The 23,776-nt window shown below is 68.4% G+C and carries 26 protein-coding genes; 22 read left to right on the top strand and 4 right to left on the bottom strand.

Translation table 11 applies throughout. The annotated features are described in order from the left end of the window. Positions 1-447: 447 nt before the first annotated feature. The gene (locus ACI2LW_RS13560) at positions 448-1,665 is read right to left on the bottom strand and encodes a tyrosine-type recombinase/integrase (protein ID WP_404731336.1); all 1,218 of its coding nucleotides are present in this window, start codon (positions 1,663-1,665) and stop codon (positions 448-450) included. Positions 1,666-2,703: 1,038 nt separating this feature from the next. Between ACI2LW_RS13560 and cutA the strand changes: the two genes are divergently transcribed. Continuing rightward, positions 2,704-3,030: a divalent-cation tolerance protein CutA gene (gene cutA, locus ACI2LW_RS13555; protein ID WP_006143010.1), complete on the top strand. Its 327-nt coding sequence runs from the start codon at positions 2,704-2,706 to the stop codon at positions 3,028-3,030. Positions 3,031-3,095: 65 nt separating this feature from the next. Here the strand turns inward: cutA and ACI2LW_RS13550 are convergent, their stop codons facing one another. Then, positions 3,096-4,337, bottom strand: coding sequence for a helix-turn-helix transcriptional regulator (locus ACI2LW_RS13550; RefSeq protein ID WP_404731335.1), 1,242 nt, complete (start codon positions 4,335-4,337; stop codon positions 3,096-3,098). 131 nt (positions 4,338-4,468) lie between these two features. Here ACI2LW_RS13550 and ACI2LW_RS13545 point away from each other — a divergent pair, with 131 nt between their 5' ends. Then, positions 4,469-4,978, top strand: coding sequence for an ATP-binding protein (locus tag ACI2LW_RS13545; RefSeq protein ID WP_345138590.1), 510 nt, complete (start codon positions 4,469-4,471; stop codon positions 4,976-4,978). Between the two features lie 62 nt (positions 4,979-5,040). On the opposite strand, the gene ACI2LW_RS13540 is transcribed toward ACI2LW_RS13545, so the two are convergent. Both ACI2LW_RS13540 and ACI2LW_RS13535 read right to left on the bottom strand, forming a co-directional pair. After that, positions 5,041-5,541: an SAM-dependent methyltransferase gene (locus ACI2LW_RS13540; protein WP_055493703.1), complete on the bottom strand. Its 501-nt coding sequence runs from the start codon at positions 5,539-5,541 to the stop codon at positions 5,041-5,043. A gap of 72 nt (positions 5,542-5,613) precedes the next feature. Then, positions 5,614-7,002 carry a Tat pathway signal protein gene (locus ACI2LW_RS13535; RefSeq protein ID WP_404731473.1) on the bottom strand — a complete coding sequence of 463 codons (1,389 nt, stop codon included), beginning with the start codon at positions 7,000-7,002 and terminating at the stop codon, positions 5,614-5,616. 189 nt (positions 7,003-7,191) lie between these two features. Here ACI2LW_RS13535 and ACI2LW_RS13530 point away from each other — a divergent pair, with 189 nt between their 5' ends. The 20 genes from ACI2LW_RS13530 (at position 7,192) to ACI2LW_RS13435 (ending at position 23,695) form a co-directional block, all read left to right on the top strand. After that, on the top strand, positions 7,192-7,683 hold the full coding sequence (locus tag ACI2LW_RS13530; RefSeq protein ID WP_234377044.1) for a DUF6415 family natural product biosynthesis protein: 492 nt from the start codon (positions 7,192-7,194) through the stop codon (positions 7,681-7,683). 232 nt (positions 7,684-7,915) lie between these two features. Continuing rightward, positions 7,916-9,811: a glycoside hydrolase family 15 protein gene (locus ACI2LW_RS13525; protein WP_404731334.1), complete on the top strand. Its 1,896-nt coding sequence runs from the start codon at positions 7,916-7,918 to the stop codon at positions 9,809-9,811. 26 nt (positions 9,812-9,837) lie between these two features. Next, positions 9,838-11,352: an ATP-binding protein gene (locus ACI2LW_RS13520; protein WP_404731333.1), complete on the top strand. Its 1,515-nt coding sequence runs from the start codon at positions 9,838-9,840 to the stop codon at positions 11,350-11,352. A 69-nt stretch (positions 11,353-11,421) separates the two neighbouring features. Then, a complete protein-coding gene (locus ACI2LW_RS13515) occupies positions 11,422-11,937 on the top strand; it encodes a roadblock/LC7 domain-containing protein (protein ID WP_061916021.1) in 516 nt (171 codons plus the stop codon). Further along, a complete protein-coding gene (locus ACI2LW_RS13510) occupies positions 11,934-12,338 on the top strand; it encodes a DUF742 domain-containing protein (protein ID WP_006143017.1) in 405 nt (134 codons plus the stop codon). The genes ACI2LW_RS13515 and ACI2LW_RS13510 overlap by 4 nt, the downstream gene beginning before the upstream one ends. A gap of 52 nt (positions 12,339-12,390) precedes the next feature. Then, a complete protein-coding gene (locus ACI2LW_RS13505) occupies positions 12,391-12,978 on the top strand; it encodes an ATP/GTP-binding protein (protein WP_167531910.1) in 588 nt (195 codons plus the stop codon). Continuing rightward, positions 12,978-13,619, top strand: a complete 642-nt coding sequence (locus ACI2LW_RS13500; RefSeq protein WP_061916012.1) for a GAF domain-containing protein — start codon at positions 12,978-12,980, stop codon at positions 13,617-13,619. Before ACI2LW_RS13505 ends, ACI2LW_RS13500 begins: the two co-directional genes overlap by 1 nt. A gap of 87 nt (positions 13,620-13,706) precedes the next feature. After that, positions 13,707-14,960, top strand: coding sequence for an acyl-CoA dehydrogenase family protein (locus ACI2LW_RS13495; RefSeq protein ID WP_404731332.1), 1,254 nt, complete (start codon positions 13,707-13,709; stop codon positions 14,958-14,960). A 140-nt stretch (positions 14,961-15,100) separates the two neighbouring features. Beyond that, the gene (locus tag ACI2LW_RS13490) at positions 15,101-15,580 is read left to right on the top strand and encodes a LuxR C-terminal-related transcriptional regulator (protein ID WP_061916718.1); all 480 of its coding nucleotides are present in this window, start codon (positions 15,101-15,103) and stop codon (positions 15,578-15,580) included. Between the two features lie 74 nt (positions 15,581-15,654). After that, on the top strand, positions 15,655-16,227 hold the full coding sequence (locus tag ACI2LW_RS13485; RefSeq protein WP_061916006.1) for a hypothetical protein: 573 nt from the start codon (positions 15,655-15,657) through the stop codon (positions 16,225-16,227). After that, on the top strand, positions 16,224-16,799 hold the full coding sequence (locus ACI2LW_RS13480; protein WP_061916003.1) for a DUF6624 domain-containing protein: 576 nt from the start codon (positions 16,224-16,226) through the stop codon (positions 16,797-16,799). Before ACI2LW_RS13485 ends, ACI2LW_RS13480 begins: the two co-directional genes overlap by 4 nt. Positions 16,800-16,872: 73 nt before the next feature. Then, positions 16,873-17,340 carry a DUF6082 family protein gene (locus ACI2LW_RS13475; protein ID WP_061916002.1) on the top strand — a complete coding sequence of 156 codons (468 nt, stop codon included), beginning with the start codon at positions 16,873-16,875 and terminating at the stop codon, positions 17,338-17,340. Between the two features lie 59 nt (positions 17,341-17,399). Next, positions 17,400-17,810: a 6-carboxytetrahydropterin synthase gene (locus ACI2LW_RS13470; protein WP_061915999.1), complete on the top strand. Its 411-nt coding sequence runs from the start codon at positions 17,400-17,402 to the stop codon at positions 17,808-17,810. Further along, positions 17,807-18,550, top strand: coding sequence for a 7-carboxy-7-deazaguanine synthase QueE (locus tag ACI2LW_RS13465; protein ID WP_181802181.1), 744 nt, complete (start codon positions 17,807-17,809; stop codon positions 18,548-18,550). Before ACI2LW_RS13470 ends, ACI2LW_RS13465 begins: the two co-directional genes overlap by 4 nt. 56 nt (positions 18,551-18,606) lie before the next feature. Next, positions 18,607-19,236, top strand: a complete 630-nt coding sequence (folE, locus tag ACI2LW_RS13460) for a GTP cyclohydrolase I (RefSeq protein WP_181802182.1) — start codon at positions 18,607-18,609, stop codon at positions 19,234-19,236. Then, on the top strand, positions 19,233-20,060 hold the full coding sequence (locus ACI2LW_RS13455; RefSeq protein ID WP_093593336.1) for a hypothetical protein: 828 nt from the start codon (positions 19,233-19,235) through the stop codon (positions 20,058-20,060). The genes folE and ACI2LW_RS13455 overlap by 4 nt, the downstream gene beginning before the upstream one ends. Further along, positions 20,057-21,136 (top strand): hypothetical protein, encoded by a 1,080-nt coding sequence (locus tag ACI2LW_RS13450; protein ID WP_093593339.1) that lies wholly within the window; start codon positions 20,057-20,059, stop codon positions 21,134-21,136. The genes ACI2LW_RS13455 and ACI2LW_RS13450 overlap by 4 nt, the downstream gene beginning before the upstream one ends. Then, positions 21,133-21,825 (top strand): AAA family ATPase, encoded by a 693-nt coding sequence (locus ACI2LW_RS13445; protein WP_093593342.1) that lies wholly within the window; start codon positions 21,133-21,135, stop codon positions 21,823-21,825. Before ACI2LW_RS13450 ends, ACI2LW_RS13445 begins: the two co-directional genes overlap by 4 nt. A gap of 34 nt (positions 21,826-21,859) precedes the next feature. Continuing rightward, the gene (locus ACI2LW_RS13440; protein ID WP_093593345.1) at positions 21,860-22,789 is read left to right on the top strand and encodes a DUF2797 domain-containing protein; all 930 of its coding nucleotides are present in this window, start codon (positions 21,860-21,862) and stop codon (positions 22,787-22,789) included. Positions 22,790-22,849: 60 nt separating this feature from the next. Further along, positions 22,850-23,695, top strand: a complete 846-nt coding sequence (locus tag ACI2LW_RS13435; RefSeq protein WP_404731331.1) for a class I SAM-dependent methyltransferase — start codon at positions 22,850-22,852, stop codon at positions 23,693-23,695. Positions 23,696-23,776 lie beyond the last annotated feature (81 nt).

Raw genomic sequence — 23,776 nt, 5'->3', positions numbered from 1 at the left:
GAACCCGGCGGCTCGTGACCCTCGCGGCGCGGCACGCCCGGCACCGCCGAGACCCTCATGGGTCCACGTACGGGTTCTTCGATGTGCACGCCTGACCGTGGGGACAGTGCGTCCTCCCGGCTCGCGCACCCTCCCAATCCCTGCGCCGCACAGCTTCCCACCCTCGGCACGGCTTCCAGACGGTCTGGTTTGCAGCAAAGCGTGTAGTGCCGTCCCCAAGGATCGACATGACGCACCTGAAAACCTTCCGGGATTCACCGACGAACAGCCCGAACGCCACACGGCGGGCAAGCTCTGCCTTGCCTCGCAGGAGGGGAGACGTTGGCCGCAGCTTGGCCGCCCCTCCCCCCTTGCCGTCGCTGGTCCACAGCCAGCAGCGGCCTCCGGGTCCACTCGATTTGACTGCCATACGGCTGGGCAGGTCGCTAAATCGGCAGGCCGCCTGAGTCACGCTTGCCCCTCCGTCGCAGCACCGTGCAGGCCGTCCCACGTTGTGGCGGCTCCGCGGAGGTCCTCCACGTCCGGCTTCACGTACCACTTCTTGGTGGTCTTGACGTTCGTGTGTCCGGCCCACCGGGCAAGGATGTGATCCGGCACGCCTTTGTTGGCGAGGTATGTGAGGCAGGAGGAGCGAGCGTCGTAGAGGCGCACTCTGCGGAGTTCAAGGATCTCCATGAGCCGGTAAGCGCGTCTGCGGAGCTGCTTGATCGTGAAGGCTTCCCCGGTCTCGTGCACCACGACGTATCCGGAATCCGAGTAAGCCTCACCGAGGACGAGCTTCTCCTTGGCTTGGAGAGCCCTGAACGACTTGAGGGCAGCCAGCACCGGTGCCGGCAAAGGAAGATCCCGTTCCCCGGCCAGGGACTTGGTGTCCTTCTCCACAACGTACCGATTCCCCATCATTGTCCGCGTGTTGGCTATGGTGATCGTGGCGGCTTCCAAGTCCACGTCTTCCCATCGGAGTCCGCAGACTTCAGCCGGACGTAGACCCATGAGGGACAGCAAGAGAGCAGCGTAAAGCCGTTCTGTCCGGACACCGTGAATGAACGTCTGAATCTCCTGCACGTTCCACGGCTTCACCTCCTGCTTCTTCTTTCGCTCTTCTTTACGTGCCCTACGTGGGATGGTCACATGTTGGGCTACATTCATGGTTACTAGCCGACGCGTAACGGCTCGATTCAGGGCGTCCTTCAATCGGGCGAGACTCATCTCCACGCTGGTCACTCCAAGCGGAGTACCTGCTTTGTCACCGCGCACCCGCCCATGCTTCAACGCCCAGTGCATCCAATTTTCTACATCTTCCTCGGTGAGTTCTTGAAGCCGGATGCGCCCCAACCTCCCCCGAACTCGATCGAGGGTAACCCGATAGTTGTAAATAGTGGTCTCTTCCAGATCCTCTGCCTTCATGGCCAGCCACTGATCAAGCCACTCATTTACATTTATCTGGTTGGGCGGTACGAACGTCCCTTCCTCGCGGCGGTTGGTGATGCGCGCGTACTCAGCCTTCGCCTCCTTGAGAGTGGCGAACGTACGAGTCAGCTGTCTGCGCCTCCCGGTGGCAGGGTCGATGCCTACGTCGACTACGAACCGGTAGCGCACCTGTCCCCTGGAGTTGGGTGGAAGCTTCTTGATCGGAACGGACAGGGGGTACTCACTCTCCTTCAAGGGGACCTGCACGAGCAGGGCGCCGGATCATCTGGCTGGCACCAGACCAGTGCCATTCCGTTTCACGGGCTGCTGAGTTCGCTGCAGCTCCGCCGCCAAGCACAGCCGCGCATGCGAACGTCCTCAAGGAACCTCACGATCGCCGGTTTTGCTAACCGGCGATCGTCGTCTATGTTGCGCACCGCATCACGAAGGCAGCATCTGCTTAGGCTCGCCGCAGCCAGGGCCAGCCGACGCGCAACCAGGTGCGCGCCGTCCGTGGCGAGCACGAGCAGACCGTCATCGGTGAGGCGGTCGAGATTCCGGGCAGCGAGTCGCTCGTCCTGATGGCGAGTGCCACTTGCCGTGTTGCGGCGCCAAGACGTGCCGCACGGTATGCGAGGGCGGCACTGACGCTGCGATAGCCGGGTTGCAACAGGTCCTCGCCGAACAGGCCAGCCACGCAAAGGCAGACGTACAGCTCGGCGGAAAGGGTCCCGTAGTCGCCGGCTGCCTGGCTGTACCAGGCGTTCAGACGCGCCGCGGGTATAAAGAGCGGGTGCAGTGAAGCGAGCGGATCGAATAGCGGGGTCAGACAGGCGGACCTCCCCAAGTAGGAGCCCTGCCAGCAAGGCAGTCAAACGGGTGCAGGATTCCAAGGCATTTCGCAACCCGAGCCGCAGTGGACCATCTACACATCCTGGCCTGGTGTTTTCCGGGACGTTGTACGTTGACATGGTCCGGACGGAGGTATCCAGTCCTGTGGTCCTATTTCTCGTCTGCCGTGAGCGAATGGCCGCCGACAGCCAGCAAATCCTCCTGTCGTGGGCTTGTGAAGCGCACGAGCCCCGGCGCCTGCCTCATGCAGCCGCACGACCTCGTTGATGAGAACCTGCCACCGCGGTGCCGAAGCGACGCGCCACCCCGCATGGCCCACCGGCACCTGACTGGTACAGGCACGTGGTCGAGCCTCACTCGCCCTGAGGGGTGGCTACCAGCTTTCGGTGTGCCCTGGACGGCTGGGTAGGGTCGCGGTACCCAAGCTGGAGAGGTAGTTGCATGGCCCACGATATTGTGATTGCGCAGACGACCAGCGACGACGAGGGGCAGGCGACGATGCTGGCCCGAGGTGCGGTCGAGAGCAAGCTTGCAGCGGGAGTTCACATTGATGCGCCAATCACCGCCTTCTACTGGTGGAAGGGGAAGGTCGAGGCGGCGCGGGAGTGGCGCATCTCGTATATGACTACGACGGACCGTCTACCCGCGCTAGAAGCGTGGGTGCACGAGAAGCACTCGTACGACGTCCCCCAATGGATCACTCTGCCCGTAACCGGCGGGTCGGAGGCGTACCTGTCCTGGGTCTTCGAGGAGACGGAATCGGACTGAGGAGCCACGGGCCGGGCGTCGGCGGCGTTGGCGCCCTGGGCGTGCCGCGTGCCACCCGAGGTGGATCAGGATGCGAACCGCCGGAAATGAACGGCAAGTTCGTGTTCGCTGTCAGGAAGCAACGCTGCAATAGCCGCCGCCCGCTCCTTGCCCATGGTGTTGGGCTTGGCCTGTGCCGCCGCAGCAAACTGGCGTGCCACGTAGACGCCTTGGTCGACGTCACCCCCACGCAGTAGGGCCGAAGCGAGATCACCGAGGACCACGACGCCCCCGTCCGGTAGTCCGTCTCCGAGGCGGTCGACCGCGGTATCAGCTGTGGACGTGAGCTCGGGACGCCTCAGCTGGCCGTACACGGACAGGGCCAACGAGTCCATGCGGTATGGGGTCACGAACCTGACCCATGCCTGCTCGCTGGCGTGGTCCGCGAAATCGTAAGCGAAGCGCGCTCGGTCTAACGCCCGGAGCGCCCCCACCTCGTCGCCGGCCGCCGCAGCTTCTTCCGCATGCCTACCGAGAACCCAGGCGGCAGCAGTAGCGTTACCGTGGCCGCGCACGTCGTTGGCGGCTTGGGAGAGGAACTCCATCTTCGCCTTTGGCGTCAAAGAGCCGTAGCTGCTGTAGGTCAGGGCCAGGGCTCGGAGTGGAGGATGCCCGGCAGCCGCCGCGCACTGCGACGTGACTTTGTAGTAGGCGTTGGCTTTGTCGTGCTCCCCCAGGTCCCAGGCCACCCAACCGGCCAGAGCGGCGGTTTCTCCGGCGGCGATGGTGAGAGCGCCTTCGTGATCGCCTGCACGAGGCAGGGCCGCAGTGATCGCGTCAAGATGCGACTCGACCGTTTTTTGTAGCCGCCGCGCGCTGAGGTTGAGTTCCTGGACGTGCAGTTCAGCGGCTCGGTCGATGAGCGCGGCGGCAGCGGGCGAATCGATCTTGGCCCCCTTGCTGAGGGCGAAGGCGAGGCGCCCCCAGGGCTCGGCGGCCACGCTCACGCCGATGGTGGCGCTACCCAGGAGCGTGCGACGCTTCACGGCGTCTTGCTCCTCCCCTGCATCGGCCTGCCCCTTTCTCTTCCGAGCGCGGGCGGCCTTGGCCTCTCGCTGTAGTTCCTCGAAGGGGACACCGCAGGCCGCCGCGATGTGGCCGATCGTGTGGTTGGTAGGAATGTTCTCGAAGTTCTCGTAACGGCTGATCTCTCGGCGGGTCATGGTGTCCCGGCCGGAGACAGCGTTGATCGCCTCCGCCTGCTCCTCCTGAGTCCGGCCCGCCTCCTGCCGAAGCCGGAGGAGCAGGTCGGCGAACGGGTCTGGCATGAGTGTGACCTCTGTTGGTGGGCGGAATCCAATCATGGCCTCAATTCCCCCCTGCAGTTTCCCCCTTGAAGTATTTTTCCCCCTCTGGATTCCCCTGGTCGACGGCGTCGCCGCGCGGTGCTATAGCCCACATGACCAGGCTTCAAGAGGCGGCCCCGCCCGGCGGGGGCATCCGTAGCTGTGCGGCTACAGCAGGCGCGTCATGCGTCAGGCCGGTTCAGGAAGACGGGCCCGGCGCATGGGCGAGGGCAGAGGTACCGGCGGCATCCCATGCCTGTCAGGCGGCCCTTCTCCCCGACCTCGCGAAGGTCGGGGAGATGCGGCGCATAGCCAGGGCGTTCCTGCGGCGGTGCCGTGTTTCGGAGCCGGTGGCGGGGCTCGTCGTACTGGCCGTCTCGGAGCTGGTCACCAACGCCGTAGTCCACGGTGAGGGCGAAGTCGTGCTCCGCATCACGGTGGGCGTCGACGTGGTGCGTGTCTCGGTAACCGACCACAACCCGGCGCCCGCTGTGCTCAAGGAAGCCGGACCCGACGGTGAATCGGGGCGCGGGATCCGGCTGGTCGATGCGATCTCAGACGCATGGGAGAGCAGCGGCGAGGAGACGTGGTGTGAGTTCCAAGACGCGAGGGCTGCAGCTTGAGCCAGACCTCCAGTTGGTTGCCGACGATGCAAATGGCAAGCCGGGCAGCTCAGTCGCTTCTGTCACACAGGGCGCTCCGAGGGCCGTTCGCTTGCCTTCGCCCAGTAATTCGGTTCGAGCATCTCGCCGGGCCAGGCGGGCTGACGGATCGGGCCACGAGGCCCCATCTGTTCGAAGTACGGTGCCAAGTCGATCACGGGCGTTCCGTCTACAGCATCGAGATCGGTGACCAACAGGTCCCGTCCCTCGACCTCGAGCAGCCGCGGGTAGCTGATCGCCAGTTGATTGGGACGCCGATGGTTGCGGTGGACGAAGGTACCGGTCGACGGCCAGTCCGGATTCCCGCGGGGGCTGCGTGCGTGGAGCTGGACGTCTTCCGGTCGCGCCAGGTGGAAGAGCCAGGTCACCGTCAGGTGGGAAAACTCTTCGATTCCCTGCAGCGTCTCAAGGGGGTACGCCTCGTTGAGTCGGATGACCGACTCGACTCCGCCCTGGTAATCGTCCTGAACGCGGGTGTGGCCCCCGACCACCGTTGCGATCGATTCGACCTCGTACGTTGCCATCGGCGCTCGTTCCTCTCTAACGGGGTCGCGTGTTCAGCAGCTGCCGTCAATAGCTGCGGACGTGCCCTGTGGTCAGCCTATGGCGCGCAGCATTTCCCGCGCCCGGCGGTCCAGTTCGGCGACGTGGCGGCCACCACGTTGCCGCACAGGCGAGAGGTCGCTCTGCATGCGGACGATGACGTCGCGGGCGCGGCCGGACTGGACGCCAGCCATGGCGTCCAGCGCTTGTCCCCAGGTACCACATGCCTCATCGAGGCGTCCCTGCTGGACCTGGACAGCACCGAGGTAGCCGAGCGTCACACTGTGGGTACGGGCATACTGCTGCCGCCGGCGCGTGGCGACGCTGCGCTGGAAATGCAACTCCGCGTCGAGAGGATTTCCCAGGTCCCGCAAGGCACACGCAGTCTCGTGGGCGAGGGAGGCTTCCTGGAAGAAGCTGACGCGGTCGGGGGCATCCTCGTTATCGGCACGTGCGAGGTCCCTCTCCGCGCGACTGATGGCCGCGAGAGTGCCGCGGCGGTCGCCGCCGGCGGCCAGGGCGCGGGCATGGACTACCGCGAGCAGGGCCTTCTCCCGCGAGCTGGCCTGACCGTAGTGGGTGCGGGACATGGAGGCGTCTGCCAGGTCGAGCGCTCTGCGTGGGTGCCCGAGGTCGACTGCTTGATGGGCGAGGGCACGCAGGATGTGGCCGCCCAGCGGTCCGTCTGCAGCTTCGGCCGCAATGCGTGCGGCGAGGGTGAGGTAGCGCTGGGCGGTCCGATGCTCGGAGGCGTCGAAGGCCATCCAGCCGGCGAGGTAGGTCATCTCTGCCACAGCCGAGTACGTATCCCGGCGGTGCTGTTCCGTTCGGAACCTGCTGCCCAGGAGCGGCACCGCTTCGTCGCGAAGATGGCCGGCCAGGGCCGAGCGCCCCGAGGCTCCACCGCGCTGCTGGTCCCTCGCGGAGTAGAAGGTGGTCAGTTTGCGGACATCGTCGATGTCAGCCTGAGTCGCCAGCCGGGAGGAGACTGCAGGGCGCGAGGCCGCCGCGGCCGGGGCGGCTGCCCACCATGGAGCGGCAGGCAGGACGAGGCCGGCGGCCGAGTACGCGGTGGTAGCCAACAGCTTGCGTCGGTGCATGTCCAGATCGTCGCTTCCCAGCTCGGCCAGCACGGTCAGAGGGTCGACGCTCCAGTCAGAACTACTGTCAGTGGATCCTGTCGGCCCATCTTCCAGTCCGAGGTCAGCGAGGGTGAGGCGTCGGCCGAGCCTGCGGGACAGCGTCTCACGCAGGATATGAGGCGCTCGTCCACTGGGCTTCGTGCCCTGGACCCACATGGCGATGTGGGAGCGGGAAATGGCCTCCAGTTCGCGTACACCGCTCTCCGCGGCAACGCGAGCGACCGCGGCGGCTGCTTGGGGCTGGGACCAGCCCGCTTCGCGCAGGAGCGCGGCAAGGGCGACGTTTCTCTCACGGGCCATGTACTGCCCCTCGGTTCCGAAATGATCTTTGACGCCTTTGACGGCCTTGAGGGCCGCGTAGGCATACCCCCTGACAGGGATTCGCGGTTCGCTCAACGTAGCCGCAGGATCACTCACCTTGCACGTCAGTTGCCTGCGGTGCACAGCGTTCCTCGCTCAAGTTGGCTTGATTCACCTAGGAGTTGCGTCATGCGTCCCTCGCTGGCCCTTCGCCGGGCGTGCCAACTCAGTGATCAGGGAAGGAGAAGCCACGCCCTTGGTGAGCCCATCCTGCGACGGGACCCGGCGGCCTCGGCGACGGAAACGGTGGCGCTCGTGCTGGGCGAGGACTCGCCGTTACCCGATACTGCCGCCGATGTGGAGGACCTCGCACTGCGGCTGCGAGGACACGTCAGCCAGCTCGGAGCTCTGACGCCTTCGCAAGAGCCAGCCCTGCTCCGTGCGCAGCAGCTCTGTTCGGGCGGCCTCCCCGATGGCTACATGCCCAGCAGGGTTCATCTGGTCAGGCTGGCCGAGGCGACCCAGGACCTTATCGCTGCCGTGCAGGCCCACGACGTGGCCCCTGCGAAGTCGGTCCAGAGACGGCGCTGGTGGAAGCCGCCGATCAACGTGCTGCGCGGCGCGGTCTTCGCTCTCGCCCTCGCGTGCGTGGTTCTGGCCGCGTCGGTGCCCCGGACATGACCGCCGCCGGGGCAGTTCTGATCGCGCTGATTCTCGGTCCCATGGCGTGGCTGGCTCTTCGTGGTGAGCGAGTAACCGGCCGCATTGCTCCACGGGACGTGGATCCCCGGCCGAGGCAGAACAGACCTCCCCCGGACCGGTAACCACCGTGCCTCTCTCACCGACACTTCCCGGCCGCCCCGGCGGCCCCGAAGCCACCCCCGGGTCCACGGGGACTACGGAGACCCACACGATGAAACGCCTCCCGCGCATCGAGCAGTACGGCCTGATCGGCGACATGCAGACCAGTGCCCACGTCTGCGACGACGGTTCGATCGACTGGCTGTGCCTGCCCCGGTTCGACTCGTCGGCCGTCTTCGCCGGCCTGCTCGGCACGCACAAGCACGGCACCTGGCAGATCGCCCCGGCCGCGCCTGGCCCCTCCGGGCCCGAAGCGGTCGCCGAGCGCCGGTACCGCGGTGACACGCTCGTCCTCGAATCGATCTGGCGCACACCGGCCGGGTCGGTCCGCGTCCTGGACTTCATGCCGCCTCGCGACGGGGCACCGCAGGTGATCCGGATCGTCGAGGGTCTGGCCGGTGAGGTGGCAATGGTTTCGGCCATGCGTCCCCGGCCGGGATACGGCAGCGTCAGCCCGTGGATCCACGAGGCCGATGGGCGCATGGTCGCGGAGGCCGGCGCGGACGCACTGTGGCTCGACACCTGCGTCCCGCAGGCGGAGAAGGACGGGGTCGTCGTCAGTGCCTTTGCCATCCGCGCCGGGCAGAGCGTGGCGTTCGTGCTCAGCTGGTGCCCGTCCCACGCACCGGCTCCGGAGATCCCCGACCCGCACACGGCGCTCACCGAGACGCTCGCCTTCTGGCAGGACTGGACGCAGCAGTGCACCTACGACGGCCCCTACCGTGAGGCCGTGGTCCGTTCCTTGATCGCACTGAAGGCACTGACCTACCACCCGAGCGGCGGGATCGTCGCCGCGCCGACCACCTCGCTGCCCGAGGAGATCGGCGGCCGACGCAATTGGGACTACCGCTTCACCTGGCTGCGCGACGCCGCTACGACCCTGGCCGCGTTACTGGAGACCGGCTACCGGCAGGAGGCGCAGGCATGGCGGCGCTGGCTTCTGCGTTCCGTGGCCGGCGACCCAGAGAACCTGCAGATCATGTACGCGATCACCGGAGAGCGTGATCTTCGGGAACGGGAGTTGCCCTGGCTGCCGGGGTATGAGGGCTCGACGCCGGTGCGGGTCGGGAACGGGGCGGCGGACCAGCTCCAGCTCGACGTGTACGGCGAGGTGATCGAGACCCTGTACCTCGCGCACGAGAGCGGTGTGGCCCACTGTGCCGACACCGCGGTCCTGCACCAGCGGCTCGTCGAGCACCTGGCACAGCGCTGGCCGGAGCCCGACGAGGGGATCTGGGAGATCCGCGGGGCACGCCAGCACTTCGTCCACTCCAAGGTGATGGCCTGGGTGGCGATCGACCGCACCATCCGCCTGGCCGAAGCCGGCGCGCTCGACATCGACCTGGCCCGCCTGACCGAGCTGCGGGCAACCATCCACCACGAGGTCTGCACCAGGGGCTTCGATCCGGTGCGCAACACCTTTACCCAGTCCTACGGTTCCAAGGAACTCGACGCCGCCACGCTGCTGATCCCCCGCGTTGGCTTCCTACCGCCGAACGACCCGCGCGTCATCGGCACCGTGGACGCAGTGCGCCGTGAACTCTCCACGTCTGACGGGCTTGTGCGCCGTTACCCGACCATCGGCGACCACACCGGGGTAGACGGCCTGAGCGGAGACGAGGGCACATTCGTCCTTTGCTCCTTCTGGCTCGTAGACGCCCTGGCCCTGACCGGCCGCCTCGACGAGGCCCACGCCCTGTTCGAACGCCTCCTCGCACTGCGCAACGACCTCGGCCTCCTGGCCGAGGAGTACGACCCCGTCCAGCAGCGCCAGCTCGGCAACTTCCCGCAGGCATTCAGCCACATGGGCCTGATCCAGAGCGCCCGGCTGCTTCAACTCCTGGCGACGCAGTCCTCCCACCGCGGCGCGGTCGCGTTTCCGTCACCCCGCTCGACCGCACGCAGCACACACAAGACCTGCGCAGACCTGACGCTGCAGCACGCCTAGCCACCCCCACCCTGACGAGGATTCCCATGCCTGACAGCGCCTCTTCGGCACGGCCGGCCGCCACCGGCCACCGCCGACGGCGGCCTCCGATCAACGCGTTCACCCTGCACCGTGTCCACCGCGCCGTCGCACTGCCCCTAGTGCTCCTTGCCGCCCTGCTGGGTGCCGCCTTCACCCTCTGGTCGGTGTCCGCGGTGGGCCCCGGCTGGCTCCTGGCCGGCCTGATCTGCGGACTCGCGGGCGTCGCCACGATGGCGGCTCGCGGAGCGCGAACGGCCGCAGGAGCCATACAGGCAGCGGCGGAGGAGGCCCGGGCAACGGCACTGGCAGCAATCGCAGGGGCAGCCGCGGCCATCGAGAAGTCGGTGCAGTGGTCGGCGGACGAGCTGTGCCGCGGGGGACGCCCGCCGCTGCCGGACCTGCAGGCGCCACCTGCCAGCCCTGACGCCGAGATTGACAAGGCGTTGAGTGCTCTCCAAGTGCGGGCCGTCGCGTCGTTGATACGGGTGCACGACGAGTCCCAGTCCGTCGTCCTCCTGGAAGTGCTGCGCCGCCTGGCCATGCGCGAGCACGCCTTGGTCGGCAAGGCACTTGAAGCACTGAGCCAGCTGGAGATGCTGACCGACGACCCGGAGCTGCTGGCCAAGATCTTCGAGATCGATCACCTCGTGACGCGGATGCGTCGCCAGGTCGAGAGCACGGCGGTGCTGGGCGGGCAGTCCCTGCGCAGCGTGCGTCGGCCCGTTCCCGTCAAGAGCGTGCTACGCGGCGCGGTCTCCGAGGTCGTGCAGTATCCGCGGGTGGCGGTAGCGGCCGGGTCCGTGGGCGCGGAGGTGGGTCTTCCCGGCCATGTGGGGCCGGACCTGACGCACCTGCTGGCTGAGCTGATCGAGAACGCCTGTGAGTGTTCCGATCCGGCTACGAAGGTGATGGTGCGTGCGCAGCGGGTGGCGAACGGGCTGGCGGTCGAGGTCGAGGACCGGGCCATACCCATGCATCCGCAGACGCGGGCGCAGATGAACCACCTGCTCCAGGCCCCCGACGAGGTCGACGTCAGCGGCCAGGTGCGAGCGGGGCAGCTCGGCTTGCTGGTCGCCGCGAAGATCGCCCAGTCGCACGGGCTGTCCGTTCTCCTGCAGGAGAACGTGACGGGAGGCACCACCGCCCTGGTGGTCATCCCGGCACGGCTCCTAGTAGCGATTCCCTCCGTCGACGATGCGAGCGCGCCGCCCCAGGACGCCCGCCCCTTGGCGCCGCAACCGCAGCAGGTTGCAGCGACTCCAGCCACCCCGAGGCCGGGGCAGGTCCCACGCCCCGGTACCGCAGGGGCACCGGAAGCCGCACAGGCAGGTCACTCTGCTGATGCGCCCGCCCTTCCCACGCGTAGACGCCAGGCAGGCACGTTCCATCCGCCACACGAGCGGAAGCAAGCCCCCGTGACCGCGGCGACGCCAGGGCTCGCAGCCGCCTTCCGCACCGGCATCCAGGCCGGCGGGCAAGCCGGTTCTCCCACCGCTTCGACAGAGCACCCCAGTCCCTGAACCTCGTCCCTCCACGTTCCCGGTGGCCGTTACATCCGCTGGCCCTTCCCCCCTTCTGGAGCGATCCCTATGAGCACCCACCCCGCGATGAACAACGTGACCGGCGACGCACCCGCAACCGAGACAACGGCAAGCGGACAGCGGGACAACATGGCGTGGCTGCTGCGGCAGTTCGCCTCCGACACGACGGGCGTCACGCACGCCGTCCTGCTCTCGCGGGACGGACTACGGCTGCTGGACAGCGACGTCGACAAGGACTGGGCGGACGAACTGTCGGCCGCCATCAGCGGAGTGGCCTCACTCGCGGCGAACATCACCGGTCCCACCCACAAGAAGAGGCCGGCGAGGCAGGTCGTCATCGAGCGAGACGACTGTCTGATCTTCGTCCAGAGCTCCGGTCGCAGCGCGGCCTTCGAAGGCCATCCCGGCAACGAACGGGGCGTGGTGGACACGGTCCTCGCGGTGATCGCGACCATGGACGCCGATGCCGGCACCGTCGGGTTCGAGATGGGGCGCCTGGTGCAGAAGTTCGCCCCCTACATGCAGATCCCCGTCCGCGTCGGCACGGGTGATGAGGTCCGGTGACCGCACACGGCAGCGCGGCCGAGGATTCGACGTTCGTGCGGACTTACACCCTGACGCGCGGTCGCACCCGGCCACGGCATCTGCTCGGCCTGGACACGGTGCTGGATGCCGGACCCGGGCGGCCCGGCCCGGGCCAGGCCGAGGAATGCGCAGAGATCCTCGCCCTGTGCCGGGAGCACCGGCGTTCGGTGACCGAGCTGGCGGGCCGACTCGGCCGTCCCGTAACCGCCGTCAAGATCCTCATCTCCGACCTCCTGGACGCCGACGCCCTGGTCGTCCCTGTCACCGCCTATGCCGCGTCCGACGCGCATGCGCGTCCCTCTGCACAACTGCTGGCGGCCCTATCTGCCGGCCTGAAGAGGAAGTGGCCCGATGCCATCGCCTACCCCCAGGCCGGGTGACCCGGCCGTGGTGCTGCGGCCGTCGTCGCGCCCGCGTACCGGTTCACCGACCGTGCTGAAGGTCGTAATCGCTGGCGGTTTCGGCGCGGGCAAGACCACCGCCGTGGGTGCCGTCAGTGAGATCACGCCGCTGAGCACGGAGGAGTACCTGACCGAGGCGAGCGCGGACGTGGACAGCCTGGCGGGCGTCGAGGCCAAGCAGACCACCACGGTCGCCTTCGACTTCGGTCGCCTCAACCTGCCCGACGCGCCCGTGCCCTTGGAATTGTTCCTGTTCGGCACGCCCGGCCAGGACCGCTTCGTCGACCTCTGGTACGACCTTTGTCGCGGAGCCGTCGGCGCGGTCGTCCTGGTCGACACCCGCCGCCTGGAAAGCAGCTTCACCCCCGTCGGCTTCTTCGAGGACATCGGCCTGCCCTTCGTCGTCGCGGTGAACCAGTTCGACGGAGCACATCGTTACCCCCCCGAAGAGGTCCGCACCGCCCTCGAACTGCCCGCCTCTGTGCCGGTGGTCACCTGCGACGCTCGCGATCCGAACCACGTCGCTGGCGTCCTGCTGACCCTAGTTGGCCACGCCTTGAAGAGCGCATCGGCAAGCCCCGCTCGCCCCGCATCCACTACCACCTTTCAGGACGCCTGATGTCGTATCAGCCCAACGATCCCTACCGCGCACGGCAGATCGCCCCCCTCACGCAGTCGCTGCCGCGACGCACCATGCGGGAGGTCACCCATGGGCCATCCCTCCCCGCCGGCGCCGCCGTCCCCGTCCCGCAGGCCCAGCAGGCGAGCGAGCTGGCGCAGCGATACGAGCTGCTGGATCGCCTAGGCATGCCCACCGCTGCCAGCGAGGACTTCGACGAACTGGCCCGCGACATGGCCACACGAGCCGGGTTCCTGTACGGCTTCGTCAACCTCTTCCTGGAGGAGCAGACCTTCGTCGGGCTGCACCAGCCGCCCGCGGACAGCGGGTACGTCATAGTCGGCCGCACCATGAGCCGCGACCACGGCTGGTGCCCGGAGGTCATGGCCCGCAAGAAGGCCCTTCCGCTGCACGACGTGCACGCCAGCCCGCGCTTCAGCGGCAACCACGTGGTCGACGCGGTCGGGATCCGCTCCTACTTCGGTGCCCCGCTCATCCACGACAGCGGCACCGTGCTGGGCACGGTGTGCGTCATCGACCCCGAGAAGCGGCCCCTGAGCGAGGCCCGACGGCTGAGAGACATCGTCATCGACGCCGGCGTCCGGGTGATGGACCACATCGCCCGCGCGCCCGTCCGCTAGTCCGTTCCACGACCCCCCACCCGGGAGCCGCAGGCGATCCCCGGCCGCTCCACCGTGCGACCTTCATCCAGGGAGAGGGAGACGACCATGCCCGCCACACCCACCACGCCGCCGCCGGCGCTGCGCCCCTATCTCACCGCCCGCCACGAGCTGCTGTGGGACGAGGCGGACGCCTTCGCGGCCGAGCACATCGCGCCGCGCGCCGCACGCATGGAGGCCGCCCCCGGCAGGGTGGAGCGCAAGGTCGCCGACCTGATGGCCGCACGACGCTGGTTCGCCGTCACCGTCCCGTCCTCCTTCGGCGGGCTGGGCGCCGGACACGTGGCCAAGACCATCCTCGTCCACCGCATTGCCCGCGTCTCGGCGGCTGCGGCGGCCATCCTCCAGGCCACGCTGATCCCCGTCGGCGCCCTGCTGCACTTCGCCACCTACGAGCAGAAGGGCCGCTGGCTGCCCCGCGTAGCGGACGGTTCACTGCTCTTGTCGATCGCCGTGACCGAACCGCGAGCCGGCGGGCACATTGGCGGCATCGAGACCATCGCCGAGCACGTCGGCAACCAATGGGTGATCACCGGCAGCAAGATCCACATCGGGAATAGCCACCTCGCGGGAGCCCACCTCGTGGTCGCCCGGACCGCCAAGGCAGGCGTGAGCACCTCCCAGGCGCTGACCGCGTTCATGGTCGAATCCAAGCGCCGAGGGCTCTCAGTCGCCGACCACCGTCCCGGCCTCGGCCTGCACGGCTTCTCCGCCGGCCGCCTCGACCTCGATCACGTCCGCGTCCCCGAGGAAAACGTGGTCGGAGAGATCGGCCAGGGGCTGGGCGTAGCGCAGAGCAGCAGCATCCTGTATGGCCGTCCCAACCTGGCCGCAGTCAGCCTGGGAATACACGAGGCAGTCGTGGCCGCCTCGACCGCTTACCTCAAGGCGCGCTCCCGCTACCGGGGCGCCCTCTCCGATCTGCCGGTTCTGCGGGACCGCATCGGTGACATGGAGGCCCGCCTGCGCGCCGGTCGAATCCTGGCCTATCAGTCCGTGCACCTCCTCGACCAGGGCCTGCCCTGCGACACCGACCTGATCAACGCCAAGTACCTCGGCCACCAGTGGGCGATGCAGTCAACCCAGGACGCCATGGAGCTGCACGGCGCCCACGCCCTCAACGGCGACTACATCCTCCAGCGCCTGTGGCGCGACATCCAGTTCACCTACCCACCGGCCGGAACCGGCGAAGTCCAGCGCATACGCCTCGCCGACGCCGCCTTCGACGAGGCCAACATCCAGTGGTCAGAACGTCTCGCCGCCGAAGCGGCGTGGGCCCGCCCCGACCCAACAGCCGCATGAGCCCCCGTGTGCGGCGCCCCGTGACTCCAGACCGCCGCGCACGGGCCCGTGTCGCCGGCCCCCGTCCCCCGCGGGGTCCGGCGACACCCCACCCGATATCCCTCAACCCAGCCGCGAAAGAGACACCCGTGACCCCGCGCATGACGACCAGCGCACCGATCACCCCCCTGACCCCGACCCAGCAGCGCGTCGCCCAGCACCTCGTGGACGGCCTCGGCCCTCAAGAGATCGCCGCGAGGACCGGGCTGTCGGCCGTGACCGTCCGCCAGTACGTACGCGACATCCGGGAGAGCCTCCACTGCCCGCCCCGCTGCAAGCCCCCGGTGATCGTGCACTTCCTGTGCAACGCCCGGCAGGTCGCTCCGCCCACAACGGACAGGCCAATGCCGGAACTCAGTCCAGAGCAGCAACTGTTGCTGCGGGCGGTCGCTGAGCACAGCAATCCCAGCGACATTGCTGCCATAGCCAAGATCGCGCCCGCCGACGTGCGAGCCGCACATGACGAACTGCTCGACAAGACGGGGGCGGCCAACACCACCCAACTTGTCGCCTGGGCCCACGCGTGGGGCCTGCTGGGCGCCAGGCGGGCCACCACGATGGAGAGCGGAGCGAGCCAGTGAATGCCTCACCCGCTTCTGCGGCCATCGAGTCCTCCCCCGCGCCTCGAAGCCAGTGCGCGAAAGGGTTACCGGCCGTGTACGAGATGCGGTCGTTGCGCACCGACGCCGAACGGGACGAGGCCGCGGCCCTCGTCCAGGACCGTCAGCGCTGGCTCGCCATGCGCGGGGTGCCTACACCCGCCCGGTCCGATATCCCGGCCCTGTTCCGCGCCCCGCAGGTGAAGCCGGCTGGACTGTTCGAGGACGGGCTGCTGCTGGCCTGCATGATCCCGCAACGCGGGCCCGACCTCGGATGGGGCGAAGGCCCGTGCCTCTTCCTGGACTGCGTCCACACCCTGCCCGGTCACTCCGATGACACCGTCCGGCTGATCACTCTGTGGGCCTCCGACTTCGCCGCCCGGCTCGAGGTACCGCTTGTGCGGGCCGAGGCCATGGTCCGCCATCCTCTCGACGTCGATCCGATCGCCACATTCCTTCGTCGGCTCACCAACATGGGCTGGGACGTCCGTGGATCGGGCACCGGACAGCACCAGGAGCGAGTCGCGCGCCTCGAACTCACCGCCGAGCTTCGGCCTGGGCTGAGCGCGCTCATCGGCTGCCAGGTCCACGAGCCGCAGTCCGCCGCCGACCAGCGGAGTATCGCGTGAGGACCGCGGAACCGCTGCGGCCGGACCTCGCCCGCGAACTCATCGCCCGCGCCGCACAGTCGGCAGCACGCCGGGCCAGACGCGTACGCAACCAGCTCGACGCCGTCCACCTCGGCCAGGACCGTCACGCTGAGCACGCCGACACCAAAGTGCTGCGCCGCATCCTGGCCGAACATGACTGGCCCGGCCACCGTCTCGTGGGCCCCGACGCAGCACGTGCTGCCTGGAGCATCGCTCTTCACGCCGACGACGAACCCGACTTCCAGCGGGCGGCCACCACCCTTTTGAAACGTGCGGTCCAGGACGGCGATGCGCGCATCCAGCACTGGGCCCACCTTCACGACCGCGCCCTGGTCAACAGCAGGCGACCCCAAGAGTTCGGGACGCAACTCGTCCTCAGCGCAGCAGGGGTGGAGCTGTGCCCACTGCGTGCGCCGCAGTTGCTGGACCAGCGAAGGGCCGCCGTCGGACTGCCGCCGATCGCCGTCGCTTTGGACACTGTGCGCCGCCGGTACGCCCTGGATCGCATTGGCGGCGGCTCACCGGCCTTCGTGCTAGCGGGGGTCGCATGACGCAGCGAGCCCCGCAGGCTTCCACAGACCCGCCCCTCGCCCCAGATCACTTTGCGTGAAAGGACCGTTAAGCATGAAGCTCACCACCGCCGTCCTCGCTGCCGGCGCCGCGGTTTCCCTCGCCACCGTCGTGGTCGGAGCCGCCCGGCTGAGGCAGGACGCGCGGCACCAGGCCGAACGAAATGAGGCGACCGTCGCGCGCAACCAACTCGACTGGCTGACACAGATGTCCGCCAACCCTGACCTCGCCAAGCTCTGGACGCCCGAGGACCTGGACGTCGAGGAGTACATGCAGCTGCTGAAGGCCAACCAGCTCATCTGCATGCTCAGCCTGAGCGACCGCCTCGGCTTCGTCCGAGACGGGCGTCTGCCGTTCTACGCCTCGAAGCTGATGGAGAGCGACGTCTGCCGGCGGTACTGGGCCCGTTTCGGGGGCCTCCGCGCTCAGGAGGCCGAGGGCGACGAGCGGGCCGAGCACTTCACCAAGGTGCTGGGCAAGGCCGCGAAGGACCACCTGGGGGCACAGCCCGTAGCCGCCTGAAGAGGCGACTGCCCCACCCCGCCCGAATCAGCCACACCCTCACCTTTCGGAGAAAACGAATGGGCTTCACTGCTGTTCCACTACCGCCCGGCAATTTCACCATCGGTAAGAAATTCGGCTTCGAGGCTGGCCATCGGCTTCCCCGGCTGCCGCATGAGCACAAGTGCTCCCGCCAGCACGGGCACAGCTACGAGGTTGAGGTCATCCTCACTGCATCCGCGCTGGAGGATCCCGGCTTTGTCACGGACTTCGGTGCGCTCGCCCCGTTCAAGTCGTTCCTGGACACCGAGCTCGACCACCACAACCTGCACGAGATCCTGCCCTTCGAGCCCACCTCGGAGCGCCTGGCCCAGTTCCTGGCCGGCTGGTTCGTTCAGAACCTCCAGTCGGAGATCCCCGGCCGCCTTGTCGCCGTCCTGGTCCGCGAGACCGCAAGCAGCTGGGCCCGCTTCGATGTGGTGGGCCAATGACCACAACCAAGCCGCTCAACCTCGAACCGGAAGCTGCCGAAGGTGAATCCCTGATCGTCGCGGAGTGCTTCGGTACCGAGGTGCCGACGTTTCAGGGCGAGGGCCCAAGCTGCGGACACCCGGCCCTGTTCATCCGCCTGTCCCGGTGCAACCTCACTTGCACGAGATGCGACACGAAGTACACCTGGGACTGGTCTCGGTTCGACCCGCACGAGGAGTCGACGAGGCAATCCGTCGCGGGCCTGGTGGCCTGGGCCACGTCTTCACCGGTCGAGCTGGTCGTGATCACCGGCGGCGAGCCGTTGATCCAGCAGGCGCGACTGGTGCCTCTCCTCCGGGGACTGATAGCAGCCGGCAAGCGGATCGAGTTCGAGACGAACGGCACCATCGCTCCCACTCCCGAGCTGGTGGCCGACGGGGTCCGGTTCAACGTCTCGCCCAAGCTTGCCAGCTTCGGCGTGAAGGAGACCAAGAGCATCGTGCCAGCCGCGCTGGAGGCGTTTGTGGCCTCCGGGCGGGCGGCGTTCAAGTTCGTCGCTTCCACGGTGGACGACCTCGACCGGATCGCCGAGCTGGCCGACGCCCACCGGCTCGCGCCGGTGTGGGTGATGCCGGAGGGCACCACCCCCGAGGTGATCACCGCGACTACCCGGGTCCTCGCGGACGGGGTCGCGGCCCGGCACTGGCACTTCACCACCCGTCTTCACGTGTTGGCCTTCGCGGACGCCCGAGGCCGCTGACCGCACGCGACTCCACGCCCCATCCGTTCCCCAGTCCCCGGAAACGAGAGACGCCCATGACGACCTCTATCGCCAGCCCTGCGGCGGCGCCGACGGCTGCCGTCGCCGGGCCCACTGCGGTCATCGACACCGGCCGGGTCGCCGGCCTGATCCACCAGCTCTTGGTCGAGCTGGGCGAGAACCCCGCCCGCGAGGGGCTGACCGGCACCCCGGACCGCGTCGCGGCCTGGTGGAGAGCCTTCCTGTCCCCGGACGGCGCCGAAACGGCCACCTGCTTCACCGAGTCCCAGCTGGGTGGTCAGCTGGTCATCGTGGGCGGCATGAGCGTGTGGTCGCTCTGCGAGCACCACATGCTGCCCATGAACTTGCAGGTCACGGCTGGATACGTGCCGGATGGCGAGGTGGTGGGCCTGTCGAAGTTCGGGCGGATCGCCCAGCACTTCGCCGGCCGACTACAGGTCCAGGAACGCTTCACCCGCCAGGTCGCCGAATACCTCAACGGCGTGATCGGACACGAGAACATCGCCGTCGCCGTGCGCGGCGTGCACCTGTGCATGAGCATGCGGGGCGTACGGATGGAGGAGGCTCGCACCACCACGGTGCACTCGGGCGGGCGCTTCGGCACCGACCCCGTCCTTTCCCAGCAGTTCCTCACCCTCACCACCGGCCTGTGGGGGGCGTCGTGATCACCACCGCTGGCATCGACTTCTCCGTCATCGCTCCGCCTGCCTACCTGAAGAACTTCGTCGCCCAGGAGCCGGCTCGCGTCCACCACGTGGCCGCCCAGCACGTGCTGTCCGACGAGAGCTACCGGGCCTTCTTCGCTCACGAGGCCGAGCGCGGCGCCGAGATCATCATCGACAACGGGCTCTTCGACCTCGGCTACGCCCTGCCGGCGGAAAGCCTCGTCGAAGCCGCGCTGGCGGTGTCCGCAAGAGAAATCATCCTGCCGGACGTCATGCGGGACGGGGCCGCGACCTTGAAGGCGAGCGAGAAGGCCGCGCGAGAGATCCGGAAGCTGTCCGGCGACGCATTCCGGCTGTGCGCGGTCCTGCACGCCGCGGACGACGACGAGTGGCTGCGCACCTACGACGCCTTCGTGACCAGCGGCTGGGCCGGGGCCATCGCCCTGCCGGCCTCGCGTCGACCGGATCCCGACGAGCAACTGTGCCGCACCCGCTGGTTGGCGACCGCCTACCTGCAGGATCGCGGCCTGGTCGACGATCTGCTCATCTACCGGCTGCTCGGTCTGGGTCGGACCGGGCACCTGGAGCTGATCGAGCAGCGCAAGCACGAGTGGATCTCCTCCGTGGACGGCGCAGCCCCGGTGATCCTCGGCGCGATGGGCGTCGCCCTGCTGCCCGAAGGGCCGTACGAGAAGCCCTCCACGCCCCGCATCGAGAAGCTCGGCCCGATCCCCGAAGACCGGTTCGACCTCATCCGGAAGAACATCTCCGTCGTTCGCGCGGCGGCCGGCAGCACCGTGAAGATCGCCGAGGAGCACCGATGACGCCCTTACTCGCCGACCCGACCCCCGGACTCCTGCGCGCCGCCCCGATCGAGCCGGCCGGGCACACCATGACCCACGCGAGGCTGCTGCGCTACCTGGAGATCAAGGTCCACCACCTCATCCAGGACCAGGACTGGGACAGCATCCGCATCATCGGCGGCTACGACCGCACGGCGGTGATCTCCCGGTACGAGAAGACCGGGAAGCTGTTCAACATCGAACGGCCCACCGCAGAGATCCACGGCCGTGACCTCATCGTCAAGGCGTTCCCCGGAGCCGACTACGTCCAGCACTACGCCCTGATCATCGCCACGTATCTGGCCATGACCGGCCGCCCCGTCGGCACCGTCACCTATCAGCCGCCCGAGCAGGAGGAGTGCCGAACGGCGCTCGACGCGCTCGACCTGGAACTGGACGGCGCCCTGGTGATCGTCGGCTGGGGCCTTCAGTACCTTGCTCCCGAGAACGGAGTGTGGACCCGCGGACCCGGCTACGCGTGGCAGCGCACCGAAGTCGCCGGCCGTCGCGTGGTCTACCTCGGGTTCCTCCACAGCATATGGGGAGACGTGGCCGGACGGGTCGTCGCGCGCCTTGCTGAACTCGGCGCAGGCGATGTCGTCTACGTCGGCAAGGTCGGCTCGCTGACCCCCGGCGTCGAACCGAACGCCTGGCTGGCGACCGGCAACACCAGCCTGGTACGCGGGGCGATGGTGAGCTGGGACGACTTCTTCGGCGACTACGCCGCCGCCCACGACGGGGTGCGCAGCGGCCTGCACGTGTCCTCCCCGTCGATCCTGCTGGAGAACCGCGACTGGCTGGCCCAGCACACCGCCTCGTACGCCTTCGTCGACCCGGAGATCGGCCCCATGGGGGCGGCGGCGCGCCAGGCGGGGATCAGATTCGGTTACCTCCACGTCATTTCCAACAACCTCGCCACGCACTATCCCGCCGACCTGTCCAATGAGCGTCACAGCGACGTCCTGCGCCAGCGCGCCGTCCTGGTGGACCGCATCCGCACCATCATCACCGGCCGCCTGACCGCCAGCCCGACCCACCCCCTGGGAGAATCCCGATGACGGCGAACACGCCGGCCACCACCGCAGCCGGGAAGCTGATCACCTTCGTCGGTGGTGACGGGGCCGGCAAGTCCACCCTCGCCGCCCGCCTGCACCAGGCCCTCAACGACGCCGGCCACACGGCAGTCCTCATCGGCAAGCACAGCACCGACGTCCCCCAGGACCCGGAGCTGTCCGGCTACCTCGACCGCCTCAACGAGCTGGTCTACCGGCGCGACGCCGGCGTCGCCCAGGCATGCGGCGACCACTACTGGCTACTTGCCCTGGCCTCCTGGTACACCCTGCAGGACCGGCTCGTCATCCAGCCGGCCCTCGCCGCGGGCACCCACGTGATCCTCGACAACGCGCACCACAAGATCCTCGCCCGCTATGCGGTCAACCCCGAGGTCTCTCCCCGCCTGTGCGAGCAGGTCTTCGCGCATCTGACAAAGCCGGACCTGGTGTTCTTCCTGAACATCGGGGCCCGCGAGGCTCTCGTCCGCAAGGGCTCTTTCACTTCCCTGGAGGCCGGCCACGCCGGCGGCGGTGACGAGGACTTCATCCGCTACCAGGACACCGTCCTGGACCAGATGCGCGAACAGGCGGAACGCGGCGCCTGGCTGACGCTGCACGTCGCCCAGTTGGACCGCGACCAGGTCTACAAGGCCGCCTCCGCTGCCCTGGCCGACCGTCTGCACCTGACCGTCTGACCCAGCCCCGATCCCGATCGACAAGGAACGCACCATGGACCAGGCCCTGCCCGCCAGCGGGACATACGTCTGCCACGGCATCACCTGGGCGAGCGGAGACCCCCGCATTCTGCTCGCCCCCGTGACCGGCGGACCACTCGTTTACGCACCGGTCACGGGCAGGCGCCTGGGTTACCAGGTGAGCGGTACCGGCCGGTGGTGCACCGGCCGGTACCGGTTCGCCGACCGCGTCCGCGTCGAGGCGGTCGCCTGCCCTGACCGGGCCCCGGCCGAGGCCGGCGGACAGTGCCCGGCCTGCGCCGGGCGGGACGACTTCCGCTTCGCCCACCGGTTCCACTCCGGCGGGCATGTTCCCGACGCCCTGGCGGCGTACATGGCCCAGCCGCACTGGCTGTACCTGGCGACGTTCGCCGACGGCACCACCAAGATCGGCACCGCGGCCGAACCCCGTAAGCGCTCCCGCCTCGACGAACAGGGTGCCCTGATCGCTACCTACCTCGCCCGGAGTGCTGACGGCCGCGCCGTGCGGTTCCTGGAGGATGCCCTCACCCGCCACCTCGGCCTGACGCAGACCGTGCGGGCCGCGGCCAAGCTGACGGCCCTGGCCGAGCTGCGCGACCTCGCCCCGGCCGGTGCCGCCCACCATCAGCACCTCGACCGCGCCACCGCGGCCCTGAGCGGCCTGAACGTCCCGGCCACACCGGAGCCGTGGACGCCGCCCGGCGAAGGCGAACTGCTGCGGACGCCGAAGACCGGGCGCGCCTTGTACCCGCACGACCCACGCTCCGGTGAGCACGGGCTGACGGTGCTCTCCTGCCTCGGCTCCCAGGTCCTCGCCACCCTCGACGGTGACGGTGAACAACTGCCCTACCTGCTCGACCTCGGCACCCTCAAGGGCCGGCGCATCGTCCTCGGCGCACAGTTCTCCTCACCGCCCGCCGCCGTACAGTCCGCGCTCTTTTGACCCTGTCCGAATGCCCGGCCTGCACTGCCGGGCCGCTCTGAGAAGCGAGGCCACAGCAACATGGCACCCCAGGACGCCATCCTCGGCTGGGACGAGGACAGCAACGCCGAGGCGTACGACGCCTTCACCCGCACCCACCCCATGTATGACGCGACCAGCCGCGACCTTGCCCGCCGAGGCCATCTGGCCAACGCCAGCCTGGTGGTCGACCTGTGCGGCGGCGCCGGCGCGACCGCCCGCGCGATCCTCGACCTGATCCCGGCCCGCGCTCGGGTCGTCTCCGTCGACAACGCCGCCGCGATGCAGCGTGTCGGTCGCCGCACCCTGACCGACGCCCGCCTGACCTGGATCACCTCCCCGGCCGAACGGCTCGCCGACCACCTGCACGCCAGCAGCGCCGACGCCGTAGTGTGCAACTCCGCGATCTGGAAGACCGACACCGCCGCAGTGTTCGCAGCCGTCGCCTACATCCTGCGCCCAGGCGGGCACTTCGTCTTCAACATCGGCGGCGGCTTCGCCGGCGTCCGGCACCCCGACGAACTGTCAACCCGCACCGGGCCTTCCCTAAACGCCCTCATCCGCCAAGTCGCCGCTGAGACCCACGGATACACCCCACCGCCGCGCGACGCGGACAGGCCACCGAAGCTGCCGCTGAAAACAGTCACCGAGCAGCTGACCGCAGCCGGACTGACGGTCGTCGGCACAGAGCTCACCGCCCAGCACAGCACCATGGCCGAGAAGAAGGCGTGGCTATCCATCCCCGTCTTCGCGCGGCCCGAAGGCGACTTCACCCACGCCCAGCGCATGCAGATCCTCGACACCGCCTACGCCATGACCACCCCCGATGCCCCGGCCGTGACGAGCTGGCTCGTCGTCGTCGCCCAACGGCCAAAGGCCGCTGCCTAATGCTGAAGTCAAGCCACGAGGTTGAGTTGTGGTCGGTCCTGGTAGGGCCGGCGGTCGCGCAGGATGGCGTAGAGCACGTTG

Source organism: Streptomyces sp. NPDC004065 (genome assembly GCF_044903565.1).
Taxonomy (GTDB): Bacteria; Actinomycetota; Actinomycetes; order Streptomycetales; family Streptomycetaceae; genus Streptomyces.
Note: the sequence above shows the minus strand (reverse complement) of the source record. Positions and strands in the feature narration are given on the sequence as shown.